At 45.6% G+C, this 18944-nt stretch carries 16 protein-coding genes; 3 read left to right on the top strand and 13 right to left on the bottom strand.

Annotation, left to right across the window (positions count from 1 at the left end):
* Positions 1–160: 160 nt before the first annotated feature.
* The gene (locus BN6465_RS17705) at positions 161–1018 is read left to right on the top strand and encodes a class I SAM-dependent methyltransferase (protein ID WP_066737680.1); all 858 of its coding nucleotides are present in this window, start codon (positions 161–163) and stop codon (positions 1016–1018) included.
* 59 nt (positions 1019–1077) lie between these two features.
* Here BN6465_RS17705 and BN6465_RS17710 read toward each other — a convergent pair whose 3' ends face one another.
* From BN6465_RS17710 to BN6465_RS17720, 3 genes are all read right to left on the bottom strand, one after another.
* Positions 1078–2865: an aminopeptidase P family protein gene (locus BN6465_RS17710; RefSeq protein WP_066737682.1), complete on the bottom strand. Its 1788-nt coding sequence runs from the start codon at positions 2863–2865 to the stop codon at positions 1078–1080.
* A 305-nt stretch (positions 2866–3170) separates the two neighbouring features.
* On the bottom strand, positions 3171–3788 hold the full coding sequence (locus tag BN6465_RS17715; RefSeq protein WP_066737684.1) for a TetR/AcrR family transcriptional regulator: 618 nt from the start codon (positions 3786–3788) through the stop codon (positions 3171–3173).
* A complete protein-coding gene (locus tag BN6465_RS17720) occupies positions 3785–4891 on the bottom strand; it encodes a radical SAM protein (RefSeq protein ID WP_066737685.1) in 1107 nt (368 codons plus the stop codon). Before BN6465_RS17720 ends, BN6465_RS17715 begins: the two co-directional genes overlap by 4 nt.
* 195 nt (positions 4892–5086) lie before the next feature.
* On the opposite strand from BN6465_RS17720, the gene BN6465_RS17725 reads away from it, so the two are divergent.
* Complete coding sequence (locus tag BN6465_RS17725; RefSeq protein ID WP_066737687.1) at positions 5087–5302, top strand: LbetaH domain-containing protein; 216 nt, start codon at positions 5087–5089, stop codon at positions 5300–5302.
* Positions 5303–5372: 70 nt separating this feature from the next.
* Here BN6465_RS17725 and BN6465_RS17730 read toward each other — a convergent pair whose 3' ends face one another.
* Positions 5373–7808, bottom strand: coding sequence for a PAS domain-containing hybrid sensor histidine kinase/response regulator (locus BN6465_RS17730; protein WP_066737688.1), 2436 nt, complete (start codon positions 7806–7808; stop codon positions 5373–5375).
* 181 nt (positions 7809–7989) lie between these two features.
* Between BN6465_RS17730 and BN6465_RS17735 the strand changes: the two genes are divergently transcribed.
* Positions 7990–9456: a GntR family transcriptional regulator gene (locus tag BN6465_RS17735; RefSeq protein ID WP_066737689.1), complete on the top strand. Its 1467-nt coding sequence runs from the start codon at positions 7990–7992 to the stop codon at positions 9454–9456.
* 10 nt (positions 9457–9466) lie between these two features.
* Here BN6465_RS17735 and BN6465_RS17740 read toward each other — a convergent pair whose 3' ends face one another.
* The 9 genes from BN6465_RS17740 to BN6465_RS17780 form a co-directional block, all read right to left on the bottom strand.
* On the bottom strand, positions 9467–9904 hold the full coding sequence (locus tag BN6465_RS17740) for a DUF3021 family protein (RefSeq protein ID WP_066737690.1): 438 nt from the start codon (positions 9902–9904) through the stop codon (positions 9467–9469).
* Positions 9905–9916: 12 nt separating this feature from the next.
* Positions 9917–10354, bottom strand: coding sequence for a LytTR family DNA-binding domain-containing protein (locus tag BN6465_RS17745; protein ID WP_066737695.1), 438 nt, complete (start codon positions 10352–10354; stop codon positions 9917–9919).
* An 11-nt stretch (positions 10355–10365) separates the two neighbouring features.
* A complete protein-coding gene (locus BN6465_RS17750) occupies positions 10366–11280 on the bottom strand; it encodes an ABC transporter permease (protein ID WP_066737697.1) in 915 nt (304 codons plus the stop codon).
* Positions 11273–12196 (bottom strand): ABC transporter ATP-binding protein, encoded by a 924-nt coding sequence (locus tag BN6465_RS17755; RefSeq protein ID WP_066737699.1) that lies wholly within the window; start codon positions 12194–12196, stop codon positions 11273–11275. Before BN6465_RS17755 ends, BN6465_RS17750 begins: the two co-directional genes overlap by 8 nt.
* A gap of 365 nt (positions 12197–12561) precedes the next feature.
* Positions 12562–14823: a bifunctional diguanylate cyclase/phosphodiesterase gene (locus tag BN6465_RS17760; protein WP_066737702.1), complete on the bottom strand. Its 2262-nt coding sequence runs from the start codon at positions 14821–14823 to the stop codon at positions 12562–12564.
* Positions 14824–14927: 104 nt separating this feature from the next.
* Positions 14928–15698, bottom strand: coding sequence for an ABC transporter permease (locus BN6465_RS17765; RefSeq protein ID WP_066737707.1), 771 nt, complete (start codon positions 15696–15698; stop codon positions 14928–14930).
* On the bottom strand, positions 15688–16578 hold the full coding sequence (locus BN6465_RS17770; RefSeq protein ID WP_066737709.1) for an ATP-binding cassette domain-containing protein: 891 nt from the start codon (positions 16576–16578) through the stop codon (positions 15688–15690). The genes BN6465_RS17765 and BN6465_RS17770 overlap by 11 nt, the downstream gene beginning before the upstream one ends.
* 91 nt (positions 16579–16669) lie before the next feature.
* Positions 16670–18226: a sensor histidine kinase gene (locus tag BN6465_RS17775; protein WP_066737711.1), complete on the bottom strand. Its 1557-nt coding sequence runs from the start codon at positions 18224–18226 to the stop codon at positions 16670–16672.
* Positions 18223–18897 carry a response regulator transcription factor gene (locus tag BN6465_RS17780; RefSeq protein WP_066737713.1) on the bottom strand — a complete coding sequence of 225 codons (675 nt, stop codon included), beginning with the start codon at positions 18895–18897 and terminating at the stop codon, positions 18223–18225. Before BN6465_RS17780 ends, BN6465_RS17775 begins: the two co-directional genes overlap by 4 nt.
* Positions 18898–18944: the final 47 nt, after the last annotated feature.

An 18944-nucleotide genomic window follows, 5' to 3' on the forward strand; every position in this document is an offset into this window, starting at 1 on the left:
TTTTGACCCTGACATCATCATATCTTGTTTTCTATGCTTTATCAACACTTATGCTGTTTTTCCCTTTTCTGCTTGTCCTTCCGGCGTTTGTCCGTTATACTAAGTATGCAATGTATGAAAAGTATTTAGGAAAGACTTTATGGAAAGGAAACTATAGATTATGTGGATAGCAGATGGATGGAAAGATTATGAGGTAATTGACGCTTCCAACGGCGAAAAATTGGAGCGCTGGGGGCAGTACCTTCTCGTGAGGCCGGACCCGCAGGTTATATGGGATACTCCGAAAACGGAAAAGGGATGGAAAAATAGAAACGCACACTACCACCGTAGCCAGAAAGGCGGAGGGGAATGGGAATTTTTTGATCTGCCCGAACAGTGGCAGATACACTACAAGAATCTTACCTTCAATCTCAAGCCTTTCAATTTCAAGCATACCGGGCTTTTCCCGGAACAGGCCGCAAACTGGGACTGGTTTTCGGAAAAAATCAAACAAGCTGGCAGGCCGATCAAGGTGCTGAATCTCTTCGCCTACACGGGGGGAGCCACACTGGCGGCAGCCGCAGCAGGCGCTAATGTCACCCACGTGGACGCCTCGAAAGGCATGGTGACATGGGCAAAGGAAAACGCCGCGTCCTCAGGACTTAAGGACGCTCCCATCAGATGGCTCGTAGACGACTGCGTCAAATTCGTAGAACGAGAAATACGCAGAGGCAACCATTACGATGCCATAATCATGGACCCACCCTCCTACGGGCGCGGACCCAAAGGAGAAATCTGGAAGATCGAAGAGGCAATTCATCCTTTGATCAAGCTGTGTACAAAAATATTATCCGATGACCCACTGTTTTTCCTGATTAATTCATATACGACCGGGCTGGCGCCCGCCGTATTGAGCTATATGCTCGCCACAGAACTAAAAAAATTCGGCGGCAGCGTTGACTCTCAGGAAATCGGGCTTCCGGTAAGCTCAAATGGGCTGGTTCTCCCCTGTGGGGCAAGCGGCCGGTGGATGAAATAGTCAAGGGGGACAGGTCCCAACGCGTTGGGACCTGTCCCCCTCTACAATTCACCGAATTGTTAGACTTCTCTAGTATATTTTTTCAGCCATTCTGTTTCTTCTTCGTTCAGATATGGTGAAACTTTTTCAAATACTGTCTTATGGTAGTCATTGAGCAGTTTCTTGTCTTCTGCTGTCATGATTTCCGGATTGATCGCATCCAAATCCATCGGGATAAATGTAATTGGCTCGAAGTACATGAACTGTCCGTATTCGTTCAGTTCTCCTTTTTGTGTAAGGAGCTCATTCTCGAGGCGGATACCATGGGAGCCTTCAATGTAAATTCCCGGTTCGTCTGTGATAATCATACCTTCTTCAAATGGAGTAATCTCTCCTGCCCGGAACTGCCAGCGGAATCCGGTCGGTCCTTCATGGATGTTGAGAAGATATCCTACACCATGGCCTGTTCCGTGATTGAAGTTTAAGTTTCTGTCCCAGAACGGCTTTCTTGCCAGCATATCAAGTGTCATTCCTGTTGTTCCGTAGAGGAATTTAGCACTTGCGAGCTGCAGGTTACTGATAGCGACCAGTGTAAAGTGATCCTTCATAATCTGAGGAACTTCACCCAGTGCGTATGTTCTTGTGACATCTGTTGAGCCTTCGTAGAAACCGGCTCCTGTGTCTGTCAGGAAGAGGTTTCCTTCCTTTAACTCTACATCTGTCTCAGGAGATGATGTGTAATGTACAATCGCTCCGTGTTCTCCAAAAGAAGAAATAGGCTCAAAGCTCGGGCGGATAAAGTTGCCCTGCTCTGCACGGAACTCATCCAGCTTTTCAGACGCGCTGATTTCTGTAATTGTCTCTTTTCCCACATTCTCCTTCAGCCACTTCATAAACTTAACATGTGCAACACTGTCTTTAATCTGTGCCTTACGGATATTTTCAATCTCAACTGAATTCTTCATTGCTTTGAATAAAACAGCCGGGTTTCTCTGCTCAACTTTCGCAACACCCTCCGGGATATTGTTGTACAGAGCATAGTTCAATTTGCCCGGATCGATGAGAAGTACTTCATCCTTGCATACGTTCTTGATATCTTCGTAAATATCGTTGTATGGATGAAGAACGATGCCGTCTTTCGCAAAATCAGCTTTGATTTCATCGCTTAATTTCGCTTCGTTGATGTATAAGTCTACCTTATCCATCTTGATGATTGCATAGGACAATACGAGCGGGAAGAATTCAATATCGTTTCCACGGATATTCAGTGTCCAGCAAATGTCATCCAATGTTGTAAGTACATGTGTGGTAGCACCGCATTTTTTCATCTCTTCACGGATACGTCCCAGCTTATCTGCAACTGCTTCTCCAGTATACTTAAGCTCCAGTGCAAATGCAGGTTCTTCGGAAAGAACCGGACGGTCTTCCCACACTTCGTCAATCAAATCATAATCGTATACAACCTTGCCGTTCTTTGCGGCAGCGATTGCTTCGTATCCCTGTCCTTCGCCCATTGCCACTACGCGTCCGTCAAATCCTAACGCTCCGCCTTCCGGCAATGCTTCTTCCAGATACGCTTCCAATGTAGGAACTCCCGGCTCTCCCATCTTCATCAGTTCCACGGTAGTTCCTTCCAGCTGTGCCGCTGCCTGAATAAAGTATCTTCCGTCTGTCCAGAGACGAGCCTCTGTCTTTGTGATAACTGCGGTTCCTGCGCTTCCAGAAAATCCTGTGATGAATTTTCTTGCTTTGAAATGTTCCCCAACATATTCACTCTGGTGGAAGTCGGCAGTCGGCACTACATATGCGTCGATTCCCTTCTCTTCCATCAGTGCACGCAGTTTCGCGAGTCTTTCTGGTATGTTCATGATAAAAACCTCCTTAAAATGTTTAGCGTTTTACTTATTTCCGCTCCGAACGCCCACTTCGCAAGCTCACTTGCTCAGTGACCGTTGCACTCACATGGATAATCATAAAGCTCCTTTTGACTGCTGGCAGTCAACGGTTCTTTTTGCTTATCCGCGTTCGTCGCTATACACACATTATACTCCAGTCTAGTGGGGAAAAGCAATTGTTTCTTGTGTAGTTTATATGAATTTGAGTGGTATTTCATCCTTTTTTTAGATGTTGTGCCCATGGGGTATACAAATGTATTTGTTCACAGTACAATCTTCTATTTTATCCGGTATATACGATGGAACTCCGCAACCTGCCTATTCAATACTGGCAATGCCTCCTCTGCCCCGCCTTCTCTTCCGTTGTATTTACTGAGTAAAAAGAATATGGGAGCATAAAAATTCATTGCCATGACTTCCGCGTCTGCATTAACAAAAATCCCTTCATCTATCATCGCCTCGAAAAGCGTCTTCTGGTACGCAATACTCTCTTCCATAAAAATCTTTCTGAATATCTCGTAAATATCAGGATTCTGATATTGTTCCATGGTTGCAAGCCTCCAGAATCTAGACAGGAAACTGTCCTGCAGATAAAAGAGAAACATCTTTCTGCTCAATTCCTGCAAGGTTTCTAACGTCACCTTCCCATAAAACTGGACCGCTTCATCAAGCAGCGACTCCTCCGGAAGACCAGCGTGTTCCGCAACTTGCGCCATTCTAGTACGCATTTCCACAACGATTGTATGAAATATCTCCCGTTTACTTTTGAAATGTTTGTACAGCGAACTATCTTTAATGCCTACGGCATCCGCTATATTCTTCACACTGGTTCCCTTAAATCCTTTTATAGAAAATAAGGTCAATGCTTCATCAATAATTCTCTCTTTTGTTGTCATTGCTTTCCTCCTCTCAACAAGGCCTTTACCTGTGCTTCCCTCTCATGGAGTACACATCCCCCAACATGTTCAGCCATAAGCACACCCTCACGTTTTAGTCTTAAAAACAACGGAGATTCAAGGGCCTCCTTAAGCGGTGTATTTGTCAGATTTGTATCCGAATAAGGTGAAAATGGACATGGCTCTGCACCACCATAGGGATTAATATGGAAGAATCCTCTCCCCGCCGCCAAACAGCCGCCTGAGGTTTTCTCGTCTCCTGGAAAAGCAAGGAACACCATCTCCTGCTCCCTTTCCCTGAGACATTTAAGACGTCTCATCATCAGTTCCCGGTCTATTTCATCTAGCGCCGACACGCTATCCGCATTTCCCATAGGCACATACTCCACAAAAATAACGCCTCCACATCCTTCGTTTTTCAAAAATTGAAGGAACTCCCCGCTCATAACTTCATCTATATTCTCCTTTTGGACAGTGATAGACACACCGAACAGAATCCCCTTTTTATGTAGACTGTCCATAGCTTCCCTAAGCCTTTGAAAGACACCCTTTCCCCGCCGCTTATCGGTTACCTCTTCACTTCCTTCCATACTGAGGATTGGTACTAAATTTCTGGCATGCAATAGAAGCTCTAAATACTCCTCATTTATCATTGTACCGTTGGTAAATACCGGAAACATAATCTTCTTCTGTTTGGCTGCGGCCTTAAGAATATCCTGCCTCACAAAAGGTTCCCCACCTGCTAAAAGAATGAATGATATCCCCAGCTCTACAGCTTGGTTGAAAATATCCGCCCACTGCGCAGCAGATAGAAGCTTCGGCGAATTCCTATCGTCCCCGTCCTGACAGGTCTTGTTTGCTCTTGCATAACAACCTTGGCAGTGAAGATTGCACTGATTTGAAATACTGGCAATCAGGAAAGGTGGAATATGTCTGCCCTCTTTCTCTGCTTCGTCCCTCAATGCCGCCGCTTTTTTATTTGCCTTCGCATACTGAAAAACAAACTGGCTGGCATCAGGATTACGAAGGGATGTCCGCAAAATTCCTCTTACTATATTCTCAACGCCATTAGTTAAATACAACTCCAAATTGAATTCTTTCATAAGTTATCCCTCTCTTCTTTAGCTAGCATTCACTAGCTTCGTTTCATACATTTTAGCAAGTAAACGCTAGCCTGTCAACGCCCACTTTGCACATTTATGAAACAAAGTTTATAATAGACGAAACAAGTTAGGTAGTGTATATTATGAAAAGCTTATTGTATTATCAATACAGCCGCCATTGTGGAACATGATTGTGTGATAGAAGATTTTGTAAATATCTCTCCAAAAGCTGCTATGGCCGGTCATACAAAAATAGATGCAAAAACTTTCTTAGGAATTGGCAGCACCATTATTGACGATGTAAAAATCGGCAGAAGTGCAGTGATAGGGGCTGGGGCAGTCGTAATCAGAGATGTTCCGTCCGAAGCAACCGTTGTAGGTGTTCCTGCTAAAATAATAGAACAAAAATAACGGTGTTGCCCGGTATCAGAAAACTCCTCTGTGCCGGGCAACACCGCCCCTTCTCTGTCATATTTCAATCCTAAACATGCACATTTGTATTTCCTGAGGCGAGCACTTTATTCAGTGTGTTATAAAGCAATTCCGTATCGAACGGTTTCGCAATATGTGCATTCATCCCCGCCTCCAAAGCAGCCGCCACATCCTCCTGAAATGCGTCCGCGGTCATTGCTATGATAGGGATATCTTGAGCGTTGGCACAATCCGAGGCGCGTATAATTCTTGCTGCCTGATACCCATCCATGACAGGCATCTGAATATCCATCAAGATGACATCACATTCCCTCCCACGCTTATCCACAAAATAGTCTACAGCTTCCTTTCCATCTTGTGCACAATCGACCACGGCGCCGGCCATTTCAAGCAGGTCTACGGCAATTTCCAAGTTCAACACGTTGTCCTCCACAAGAAGAATCTTTTTTCCCTGCAGCAGGTTACCGGTACTAAAATGAGAATTATCCTGTGATGTTCTCTGTGGTTTCGTGGCCGTGAGAAGGGAATTATATAAAGAGGAGGCAAAAAAGGGTTTTGCAAGAAACAAATTAGCCCCCGCCTCCCACGCCTCTGCTTCTATACTACTGTAATCGTAAGCAGTTATAATGATAATCAAAGTGTCAGGCCCCACAATAGAACGAACCTGTCTCGTTGTCTCTATCCCATCCATATCCGGCATCCGCCAGTCGATCAGGCACACATCGTACTCTTCCTTTGTCTTATAAGTACGGCGGATCTCCTCTACCGCGTCTTTCCCGCTGAATACCTCTTTTGCTTTAATTCCCAAATTTTTCAGAAGCAGTGATGTATAGGCACAGTCATCCCTGTCATTATCGCTCACCAGCACACGAAGCGAATCCATAGACGGATAGTTCAGATATCTTTTCTTTTCAACAGACTCGAATGGAATCTCGACCGTAAATACCGTTCCCTTTCCCACCTTGCTTTTTACACTTATCGTTCCCTCCAGCAGGCTGACTAGATTTTTGGTAATCGGCATCCCAAGACCGGTCCCTCCGCTATTTATGCCTCTTTCGTGCTCCTGTTCAAAAGGTTCATACAAATGCTGGAGAAACTCCTCACTCATACCGCGCCCATTATCACTGACCGTAAATTCCAGCCACATTCGCTCCTTCCGGTCTGTAGTCTGTCTAACCTTTAAAGTTACGGCGCCGCCCTCCGGTGTAAATTTAACCGCGTTAGATAAAAGGTTAATCAATATCTGGCCCACACGCATCGAATCGCCGATTACTTCCTCCTCTTCCACCGCCTGTATGGTTTCCTTGAATTCTACCCCCTTAGCCGCTGCCTGAGGATAGATAATGGTCGTCACCGAATCCATAAGCTGCTGAAGACTGAACGCTTTATGGTCAACAGTCAATTTGCCCTCCTCGATTTTGGACATATCTAAAATATCATTGATAATAGAAAGCAAATGTTTAGATGAGTAACTAATTTTACTCAGGCAGTCCTCCACCCTTGCAGTGTCGCTGCTATGAACGGCGGCTATCGTCGTCATCCCTATGATTGCATTGAGCGGTGTCCGGATTTCATGGGACATTCTGGAGAGGAAATCTTTCTTTGCAGAATTGGCCTTCTGGGCGCTGGCAAGCGCGTCTCTAAGCTGCTGGGCCTGAGTTTCCAGCTTGGCCTGCATCTGCCGCAGCTCGGTCACATCGGTCACATCTATATATATCACTAAGTACACAGGGCAGCCGTCTACCCAGTCAATACAATCACCGTTGGCCTGCATCCACAATATGTTCCCTTCCTTGTTCTGCATTTTTGCAAGAAATTTAATGTGCTCCCCCTTTTCTATATTTGAAAACTGGGAAATAATAGCCTCTCTGTTCGCCTCCATGTTCAATTGAAAAATAGAATCCAAGGAGCCGCTTTTGTCCTTTAAGCCTAAAAATGAAGCAAACTGTTCATTGGCCTCTAAGAGCTTTATATGAAAGTGTTCTTTCACAAGATATTTGCCGACAAACCCCGGAATATTATTATAGGTAATGGATTGTGCTAAACGCATCTCCACCAAATCATTGACATCTGTAATCACCGTATAGGAGATTCTGCAGCCCTTTACTACATTTTGTGTGAAAAATCCATTCATCCGCACCCACCGGTGGGCTCCCCCTTTCACGGGCATCCTCGTGATGAGGGCATATTCCGAATGTCCCTCATTGACAGCTTCCACCACAGCAGTACTAATTTTTATCAGCTCTTCTTCATAGTGATGGTATTGATAATAGATATCGGGGCGGTTATGAAATAGTTCTTCATATTCTTCCTGCGGATAACCAATGAGCTGATAATAAAACTCATTCGCCCATATCATAGTAAAAGCATCATCCAGCAAATGTTTGCTGACGCTCACCTGCATAGACTTCATCAGCAGTCCATAGTCTTCCTCCAATTCACTCCCCGACTGTGTCATTTTGAACTCAATCTCCTGTTGTTCCATATCATTACTTCCTTCCAGCCTCTCTGTATAGCCCCACTGTGTTCATATACCAATTTATTTTACACAAAGTATACCAAATAGCTGACAAGATAGCAACTAGTGTTAAAAATTTTGCAAGCTGGAATCGGCGCCAAAACAATGCTATACTATACATAATTGAAGCTTTTTGGAGGATTTACATTTGAAAAAAGAATTTGAATTGAATCAGATTGTCTATAATATTATGGCTTTGCAGATAAGATTTGGAACATATAGATTCTCGGACCACCTTCCCACCATGGATGAGGCAGCAAAACTGCTTCTTGTATCCGTAGATACGGTGCGCTCCGCTTACCTGCAATTGAAAAAGAATGGTTACATCACGCTCACGAAAAAAAGCGGCGCCACCGTCAAGCTTAACTATAGCAACGAAGAAATCGAGCAGCATATTCAGATGTTTTTTTCCCAGCGCCGTAGCATAACAGCAGATGTGGGCCAAGCCTTCAGGCCTCTGCTTTGTCACGCCCTGTGGCTTTCTTTCAAGAACCTGTCACCGGATATGCTGGAAAAGGCAGAACAACTGGCTGTCTGCAGCGATATCCCGCCCCTCCACTCTATGCTTCACCATTTACAATATAATTACAGCACTTTAAAAAACGAACTATTCCTGCGCTTAGTCCTTCAAATATTCCAGTATTTTCAGGCCCCCTTTTTGAGCGTCCCGGAAAATATGAATTATTTCTCAGACAGGCCTAATCCGCTAATCAATATGATTGCCCTGTGCCGGAAAAAAGATTGGGTTTCTCTTTATACTGCCATCGAAGATTATCAAGACTATTTGTGTACTGCGTTCAATGACTTCTGTGACAGACGAATAAAATGCCAAGCCCCCGCTTCCACCGAAGGCTTTGTCTGGAGCACTTACCCCAAGCCTTCTCAGGTATGTTATACACTGGGAGTACGGATATTAGAAAGTATCAACGACGGCAGCTATTTCCCCAATGACTTTCTTCCTTCCCTTACACAGCTGTCGGACATATACCATGTTTCGGTCAGCACTGTCCGCAGAACCTTATCTCTGCTCAACAGTATGGGAATCGTAAGGACAATAGCCGGAGTAGGCACCCAAGTACTTACGCTTGAAGACAGCTATGAAATGTGTGACTTTACTTCCCCGGCCGTGGCAAGGCGCCTGTTCTCGTTCGAGCAGTGCCTTCAGCTCCTCGCACTTACCTGCCGCTCAGCTATCACAACTACTTGGGCAGAACTTGAACCGGAGGCTATCCACAAATGGAAAAAGGAAACAGCGCGGGCAAAAGAAACCCAGCGCTATAATATGACTGTATTCCGCTCCCTTGAGCTGGCCGCATTATACTCCCCTTCAGAGACTGTGCGTACCGTATATTCAGATACCATCCGGCAGCTTTTTTGGGGCTATCCGCTGCAGAACATGCATGGAAACGCTCATACGGTAAAAGCATTTTACATTCCATATATCTCTACTCTTGAGCATGATATAGACACCGGCAACGCAGAAGGATTTGCCTCCCATCTGGAGGAGCTCCTGTATTATGAGCTAAAAATTACCGCTGATTTTCTTGTGCAGAAAGGGATTTGCAGCGCCACCGACTTGTTCGTTCCGGATATCAAGTCCGACCGGCTTCCCTGACTGCTGCATTTTACCCTCTATCCCGCAGTTTTTGATTCATCTGCTCGGCAGTTTTATACTCCGCAAAATAACCGGCTCCCACCACGACCGCAAACACAGCGATGATACTTATTTCCATCGCCAGCACCATTTTCCAGCTGGAGAAGGAGAACCAATCGTACAGCGCTCCGCACCCCAGCACGACCACATTTACAAATATAAAATATAGAAGCATCCGTGCAAGCATACTTTTCTTAGATACCTCCCGCTCTGTGCCGCAGGGAATGAGAAAACTGCCCAGCGTACAGATGGCCGATACGCTCAGTATCTGCCAGAGTATGCTGACGCTCAGTACATCCTTTCCTCCCCAGAAAATTCCGATATAGACTGCAGTCACGCAGATAACTGCGGTCGTGATTCTGGTGAAAATGTCCAGCATGGTCTGCAGCCGTTTTATTATATTTTTCATCCGTTATTCCTCCTAAAGGCCAAGCTTCTCTTTCAGGCTGCCCACATATTGTCTGGAAATAATCACCTTTTCCCCGTTCTTCAAAAGAGCCTCGAACCGCCCGCCAAACGCAGGCGCCAGACTGTCTATTTTGTTGAGATTTAAGATGACCGCCTTCGCCACCCGCACGAAATCCCGCGCGGGAAGCAGTTCTTCCAGCTCATACAATTTATTTTTCGTCTCGTATACCTCTTTTTCACAGCAGGCAAAGACTTTTTGGTCCACCGACTCAAAATAATAGATTTCCTCCGGCTCAATCCGATGAATCTCACCGTCCCTATATACGTTCAGGCACATGCCGCCCTGTTTGAACTGCCTGAGCATCTTCATCAGTTCTTCGTCCAGCCGGCTGCACTTTACTATGATTTCATCCTCTTCTCCGGGCGCGGTATCTATAATCGTTATCTTCATGCTGCTCCCTTCTACCTGTCACTGATATTTTTTCTGCGGGCTGTCAGTATGACTGCCGTCAATGCTATCATACCACATATACCGAGAAATAGGAGTTGAAATCTGCTTCCCACATTACGTGTTCCCATCATAATATCGATTCCCATATACTCCCGGTAACCGCTGACGACCTCGCCCGGGAGCCCCTCAAATGTAGCGGCCAGCGCATCCTCGCAGCAGAGCTTTCTCATAAGGGACGTCCCGTGCAGTACGGGGATATATTTCAATACCTTTGCCACCCCTTCCGGAAGCGCCCCCATGGGAAGATAGATCGCGCCTACAAATCCCACCAGCGTTCCAACTACCGTTGCAACGCCGGACCACGCGCTGCTGCTTTTTATGAAAAGTGCGGCAAGATACATAATGACCGCGAATATCCCCGTATTCAGCAGTGTGTACAGCACAATCTGCGCCAAAGCCGCAAACGGCAGGACAGCCCCTCCGTCTGCCCGGATGTATACAAGAGACACGGTGAGCGTAAGCATGCAGAACACAGTACCAATGATAACTGCGGCCGCTACATAGGATACTGCGAGAAGTCCTTTGCTCACCGGCGCAGAGTAAAAACTTTCCAGCCGGTTCTCATTGCCATCGTCCACCATGATTCCGATTACAGACAAGGTGACTGTCACCGCATTTACCACCATGAGCCCGGCCAGCGTCCAGTACTGCACCAAATGCTCCGCATTTTCCAGATCCAGCGCTGCATCCCGGATTCCTCCGTATTTGACAAGCATATCCGTCACACTCTCCACATTCATACTTCCGAGGAATATCCCCATCAGCATCAGTACAATCAGCATCGACAAGAGCGAGAAGAACACTGCCGACCTGTCCCTCAGGAACACCATACAATTCCGTCTCGTCAAATTCAAAAATTTACGCATACTCCCGCTCCTTCCTAGTCGCGTTAAGAAAAACATCGTCCATCGTCCCCTGAATCACCTCGAACCCCTCAAGAAGCTCACGAACCTCTTCTACAATCGGCAGGGCGGACATCGTCTGCTCCAGAGGTATATATATCCGCTCCTCCTTCTTCTTAAACGCAATATTATGGCTGTCCAGAAACTCCAATATACCATTCAGCCCTTCTGCTTTCGGAATCAGGCTCAGTTTATCTTTAGCAAATTGCTCTTTCAAGGAAAACGGTGTCCCGTACTGTACCAGATGCCCACTGTCTATGATTGCGATATGGCTGGCCCGGGCGGCTTCTTCCATATAATGAGTCGTGAGAAAGACCGTCATATTCCACTCTTTCCTCAGGCTGTGAATCGTGCGCCACACGTTCTTTCTTGCCGCGGGATCAAGCCCTGTAGTCGGCTCATCCAGAAACAGAATATCTGGTGTATGCATCAAAGCTCTGGCAATCTCACAGCGCCGCTTTTGACCGCCGGACAATTTGCCGTAAGGCCGCCGGATAACGTCCCCCAGCTCTAGAATCTCACAGACATTGCGCAGATTCGTCAAAAGCTCCTTCTTATCTGTCTCATACAGGCTGCCCCGCAGCAACAGGTTCTCCCGAACCGTAAGCCTTTTATCTAGACAGTTGTTCTGGAATACCACCCCTATGCGCCGCTTAATCTCATCGTTATCTTTCCCCAGCTTCAGCCCGTCAATCTCAGCCACTCCGTCCGTGGGCGCCGAAAGCGTACAGAGCATATTGATCGTCGTCGACTTTCCCGCGCCGTTCACCCCCAGAAAACCAAAAAGCTCTCCCCTCTCCACTGTAAAGCTTATATCATCAACCGCCTTCACATCTTTAAAATACTTCTTCAGATGCTGGATTTTTATAACCTTCTCCATGTCATGCCCCTCCCGCTTCTTTTTCTGTACTATATTTCTTATGGCCAAAGATTGCAATAGGCATTTGGGTATGTTGCAAAATATGGGTACTAAGCTGTAAAAAATGGCAGGTCATTTTCTTATAAGGTTATCTTTTGTTTTTTTTAAGATATTTTATAAACATTTTTACTTGCCGACATATTTCCTTCACAAATCTTTTTTATAATAGGATTATCAAATAAAGAAGACAGTAGTTGTGCTTAACAACTTTCGAGAGTATGATTACTGGACTTCGCCTAAAAACAATTAAAATTTACATAGATTCTACTAAAAGAGCCGCTAAGAAAAGATTTTTATAATCTCATCTTATCGGCTCTTTGCTTCCCTTATTCTGCCACTGGAGAATAAGCTATCTGTTCGAACTCGTCCACCGGCATGGGCTTGGCGAAATAAAAACCTTGCCCTATATCACACGAAATCGACTTTAAGAATTCAAGCTGCACCTCATTTTCAATTCCTTCCGCCACCGTCGTGATAGACAACGCCTTGGCCAAATGGATAATACTTTCTATCACCATTTTCCCCCGGGGGGACGTGGACTGCTCAGAGAGAAATTCCTTGTCCAGCTTCAGCTCGGCAATATCTAACTCCTTCAGCGTGTTGAGGGAAGAATATCCGCTTCCAAAATCGTCCATTGATATGGTGAATCCCATGTTGTGCAGTTTTCTGACGACCCCTTTGACATGTGTAAGATTGCTCATAGCCACGCTCTCAGTGACTTCGAGAATAATCAGGGATGGATCTATGTGGTACTGATTTACAATCCCGTAAAATTTGTCCAGATAATCATCGTCGTAGAAAAATATTCTGGACTGGTTCACCGAGATAGGAATCGCCTCATACCCCTGCCGTATCCAGCCGGAAACTTTCCGGCAGGCCTCCTCCAGCATATACATATCCAGCTCTGTGATAAAGCCATTTTCTTCGAAAATAGGAATAAATTCATCCGGGTAATGAATCGTACCGTCTTCAGAGCACCAGCGCACAAGAGCTTCCGCACTGTGAATACATTCATCTTCTAAATAGTATTTAGGCTGTAGATACATCTGAAATTCCTTATTTGCCAAGGCGGCCTGCATCTGGCTCTCTATCTCTACCTTTTTGCGCGCCTTATCATGCAGCGACTGGTCATAAAAAGCAATGGGATTGGCAGTACTGCCGTTCACACTGTTAAGAGCCAGAAGCGCGCCGTTAATAGCCGTATCCGGGGAGAAATTGTTCCCTTTATTTATCTTTACCTCCTGTAAAATATGAATACCAAACGTACAGTTAATGCGGTACTCCTGATTGGGACTCACCGTATACTGATTGATTGCTTCATATATCTTCTTTATTCTGCCAGTCAGCTCTTCTTTGTCGTGATAAAAAAGAAGCATGCCGAAGTGGTCTGCATTATCCCTGTAATACCGCTCGCCCTCTTTCATGTTCAGCCGCAGAACCGACGAAACGTGCTTTAGCAGAAGATTTCCTCTCTCAAAGCCAAAGAACTCATTGACAAATTTGAATCCACTTACATTCATAAGCACCACTGCGTAATCTGTCCGTTCCTTCAGTAGAATAGACAAATCCGCCACAAACCGGTTCCTATTGTCCGCACCTGTCAAGATGTCTTTATACGCGAAGGTCTGCAGTGTTTTGTCCTCCTTTTTCAACAGACTGTAAATATAAAAGAACAGAACGCCGAACAGCACAAATAGACAGCCCATGACCCACGCAAATACAGTAAACAGAGAATTTAGATTATGATTCAAAAATGTCTGCGGCACCACACAGAATATCTGCCAGTCATTGATCCCTATCGGGATAAAGGTTGCCCAGTAGGCATTTCCCTCATGGTGGAACGTGGCAAAGACATCCCCGCCCTTTTTTAAGTCGGCAAGTACAGATTTCTTTACATCCTCCATGGTTTCCCCGTCATCAAAGACATTGTCCATCTGTTTTTGGATTGCCGCATGTTTGGAGCGGATGATAAAGTTCCCCTCCTGATCGACAATATGTACATAGGCGGCGCCGTCAAAAATCTGCTGATTTATAACATCCGAAAATTTAGATTCGAGGCGGGTAGCCGTAAGCGCGCCTATCACATGTTCCCCCGCGTAAACCGGTACTCCGTAGCAGATAATAGAATCTTCCGACAGCTTATCCTTCATGGACTCCGAAACTGTCCACTCACCAGATAACGTCTTTTTTATGAACTCTTCATCGCTGACATCGATATCATAATGTTTCGTTCCATCAGTATCTATAAAATAGCCTGTGCCGTCCGGAGATACCAAGCCCATCCGCATAAAGTCATTATGGCTGCTTTCCTCCTCCAAATGAGCAAGGGCAAACTCCAGATCAACAGTCTCCTCTCCTCCGATAAAGTTGGACAACGCACTCAAGGTCTGGATATCTCCGTCTATCTGTGCAGTAATGATATTCTTATACTGGGAAACAATCTCCTTCATATACTTTTGTGCTTCTTTCTCCTGCGTATCCTTGATACTAAAATAAGAGACACCGCCAACCAGCACAAGCACAATACTAACGATAGAGACCAATATAACGGATATCCGAATCTGTTTCTTAATATCTCCTGTATCCAAACCCTTTCCTCCTCTGTCATCGACGTCCAATTATAAATATATCATATCACGATAACAGAAATATGGCATCATCAACCTTATCTAAATGTAGGAAAAGATTCCTTTTATTTTGCCACTCTGCGGTTCTTATAGCCCGCCGCTAAGAGTAAGATTCCGCACACTGCGCCGAGAAACAGGTAAGACTGTATCATTGGCCCAAAATTATAACTTCCTCCCTGCCAGAAGTCGATAAAATCGCTTCCAATATAGCTCATCGGCAGAAGCCCCGCTACATACTGCAGAGCCTTGGGCAGCTCATTGGTCTGTACGCCCATCATGCCGCAGAGTATCATAGCCCCAAAATAAAATACCATGGTAATCGCATAAGTAGGGCCAAACTTTTTCAAAATCCCTGATAGTCCGTGGGCGATTCCGAAAAAGATAGCTGCCAGTATATAGTGGCATAAGAGCAGGCACAAGGCCGTTGAAACTGCCGGTACTTCCATATCCAATGTCAGATAGGCAATCGCTGTATAGAAAAACAGGCCCAACGTCAATACGACCGCCTGCGCGATTCCCTTGGCCAGCATAATGCTTCTCTGGGGAATCCCAAATAAATTGAGCCTCACCGGAATTTCCTTTTCCATCTCCTGTGAATAATTGGCCGAATGTCCCAACAGGACGACAGCCATACTGACAATCAGGCTCATGGTGATGAAAATAGCTGTATTTACTTTCGGTACCATAGATTCTGGCACATCGCCCGTAATGGCATTGCTCATGATCAAGAGCATTAAAATCGGAAATATACATCCGAAAAATGCAATAAATGGATTGCCGGCCAAATTGACCAGTTCATATACAATTAATCTTGCATTACACTTTTTAGTTTTCATATTCCGCTCCCCCTCTCTGCCCCTTAAATATCTTTTTAGCGTTGGTGGACATAATCTCTATATCACTACTGCTCCGCTTGAAGTTCACATCTGCGTCCACAAGAAGTCCGGCAATGCGGTGTTCACTTTCAACATCCCCGCTGGGCAGGGCCAGCAGATGTTCCGGCGCCTCAAGCTTTTCAATCCCACTCACCAGCGCCCGGTTCTTTTCCGTGTTGTCAATAATAAAGATAGAGCGGCCGCAATACTTTCGGAACAGTTCTTCTTTACTTCCAAAGTCCACAATGTGCCCCTGTTCCAGCAGAAGAATTTTGTCCGCCATCATCTCCAGCTCTTCATAATAATGAGAAACGATACAGAGTGAATTTTCTTTGTCCTTATACCAGTTCACCAGCTTTTCCATCAGTCTCTGCCTCGTCTCAAAGTCCAGACCTGACGTCACCTCATCGTAAAAGGTCAGAGGCGCGTTCTGCAGCATGACCATAATAATGGTGAGTCGCTGCTTCTGTCCGCCGGAGAGGTGGGAAAAACGCTTATACAGGCATTTTTCAAATTCAAAATAAGAAATCAATTCCTGCAGGGCCTTGTTATTTTTGATAGACGTATCTAAGATTGTCTCCATAATTACCTTGACCGGCATCGTATTAACATATTCGTTCTGCTGCATGTGAACCGCCATCTGCTCCCGCTTCAGCTCCGTGTGTATACTTCCTTTATAGTCTGTCAGTCCCAGAATGGACTTCACCAGCGTAGTTTTCCCCGCTCCGTTGGAGCCGATGATGCCGATCCGTTCCCCCTCCTCTATGACAAACGGACGGTCAATATGAAGGGCGACCTGCTTTCCGTAACGCACTTGAAGATTATCAATTGATAAAAGCATACTCTCATTTCCTTTCATTATTCATTTGGGAAGTTCCTACTTCCGTTGTGCAATCATCATAACAGATATACATGAATTCCAAATGAAGATGCTATGTGAATTCTTTGAGTGTTGCACATACACTGCCAGCCGTATTGGCAATCTCCACCTTCCACCCAAGAATCTCCGCATAGTAGGCCGTCACGTATAAGCCCAGCCCCCGTCCCTTCTGCCGGGTATCACTGCTCACGAAAGGTTCGTATATATGGGGAAGCAGCTCCTCATCTATGTGCGCGCCGAAGTTCTCGACAGTAAGCCCCTTCTCCCCTTCATATATCTTAATCGTTTCCCCCGCGGGAGTGTAGGCCACCGCATTGGAAACCACGTTGTCCACAATTTTTTTCAAAAGCTCTCTGTCGGTGTACGCCTGCATATTCACCTTATTCTTTCTGACTGTCAGCCCTTTCTCCTCTGCCTGAACCCTATAATTTTCTAAAAGCTCATCCAAAAGCAGGTCAATGTCCACCGGTTCTCGCTGGATATGCTCTGCGCAATGGTTCAGATAGAGGATATCTTCAATGATTTTCTGCATAGACTTCAGCTGTCTTTTTACCTCTGGCAGATATTTCTTTGTATCTTTATATTTCCCTACCTCCTCCATCATACCGTCCACCAGAAGCAGGGCGGCAGTCACAGGGGTCTTCAGCTGATGGGAAGAGGCTCTCAAAAATACTTCCTGCCGTTTATTTTCACCGGCAAGCTCCTGATTCTTCTCTTCCAGCTCCAGATACTGGCTCCGCAGTCGTGCGTACAATTCATTCAGGGTATTCCCCAGCTCGCCTATCTCGTCTTTCTCTTTCATTTTAAGAGGCGCAATATCCCCCATTTTGGATATCTTAATCTCCTGTGCATAATCTGCAAGACGTATGACCGGATTGACAATCTTCCTTGAAAATATCTGTGAGCCTACAAGTACAAGCAGCAGGACGACCACTGCTATCATCGGAAGGCTGCCTAGCACAATCGGGCGTATTTCTTTCATCTGTGGTGTTGTGACCGGCATAAAAGAAAAAATAAGGGCGTCGCTTGTCATGCTGGACGCAATGTAGGTAGTGTACTGGTTCTCTCCGTCCGTCATGCCTCCCTCAAATACAACGATAGAATCCGAAATCACATGGGACTTGGTTTCCGTCGTCACTAAGCCCGCCATATCTTTACTTGCGTTCAGAACAAAAGAAAGCGGATAGTCTTCATCTTTATTCGGGACAAGCGCCTCTTTGATTTCGTCCCAATCAGGTTCCGGGAAATCCACTTCCTCCGTGTCCTCCGCTTGGGCGACCGCATCGCGGAAGGAATCCAGTGTATCCAATAGAATGCCGCTTTTTAATTCCATCTCCACCTTAAAAGCCTTTCCCACTACATAGACCTTGCTGCCGTGAAGCGGCACTTCAACGGTAGCCGCCCCTGTGGGATTTTTCACGATCAATCCGTCGTAGCTTCTGTTTTCCAGATATCCTTCCTGAAGGGAAACAACCGATTCCAGATTATCTTCCTCCATCTGGCTTACATACAGAGACGGAAGCATAAAGGAAAAGTATAAAACAATGAACATAACTAAAATCAGCGAGATTGCTATACTGTAGCAGAACGTTTTTTTTGACAGCCTCATCTGTTTTCCTCCTGAAACTGATATCCCACGCCAATCACTGTCTTGATATAGTTCTGAGGCAGCTTTTTGCGCAGATTCTTTACATGGGCATCTATTATGCGGTCATTACCTATATAATCTTCATTAAATATACTCAAGATTAACTGCTCTCTCGTGAATACTCTTGACGGCTCCCGGTACAGTGTATACAGCAGCAAAAATTCACTCAGCGTGAGCGGAAGGGGCTGACCGTCATAGTAGGCCTGATACCCCTTTTCATGAATAGTCAGGCCACGTTTACCTCCACCTTTATCTGACTCCTTGTTTCCTGTAGTACGACGGAGAATGGTCTCCATCCGTTTCAGCAAAATGATAGGGGATACCGGTTTAATCACATAATCATCGGCATACGCGTTGAACGCTCTTACCTGTGTCTTTTCATCCTCCAGAGCCGTCAGCATAATCACCGCCATGTCCGGATGCCTCTCTCTGATAAGAGCCAGCACCTCAAGCCCGCTCTTTCCCGGTACCATAATATCGAGTACCGCCATATCGAATTCCCGGCTTTCCAGGAGCGCCGCCGCCTCATCACCGTCACCGGCCTCCGTTACCTCATATCCCTGTATCTTCATATATTCTGCCAGAACCTCTCTGATAGTAGGCTCATCCTCTAAAAATAATATTTGAATCATCCTGTCTCTCTCCCTCAATACAAACTCCGGTTTCACATTTAGTATAT

Source organism: Bariatricus massiliensis (assembly GCF_900086725.1).
In the GTDB taxonomy this organism is placed as follows: Bacteria; Bacillota; Clostridia; order Lachnospirales; family Lachnospiraceae; genus Allocoprococcus; species Allocoprococcus massiliensis.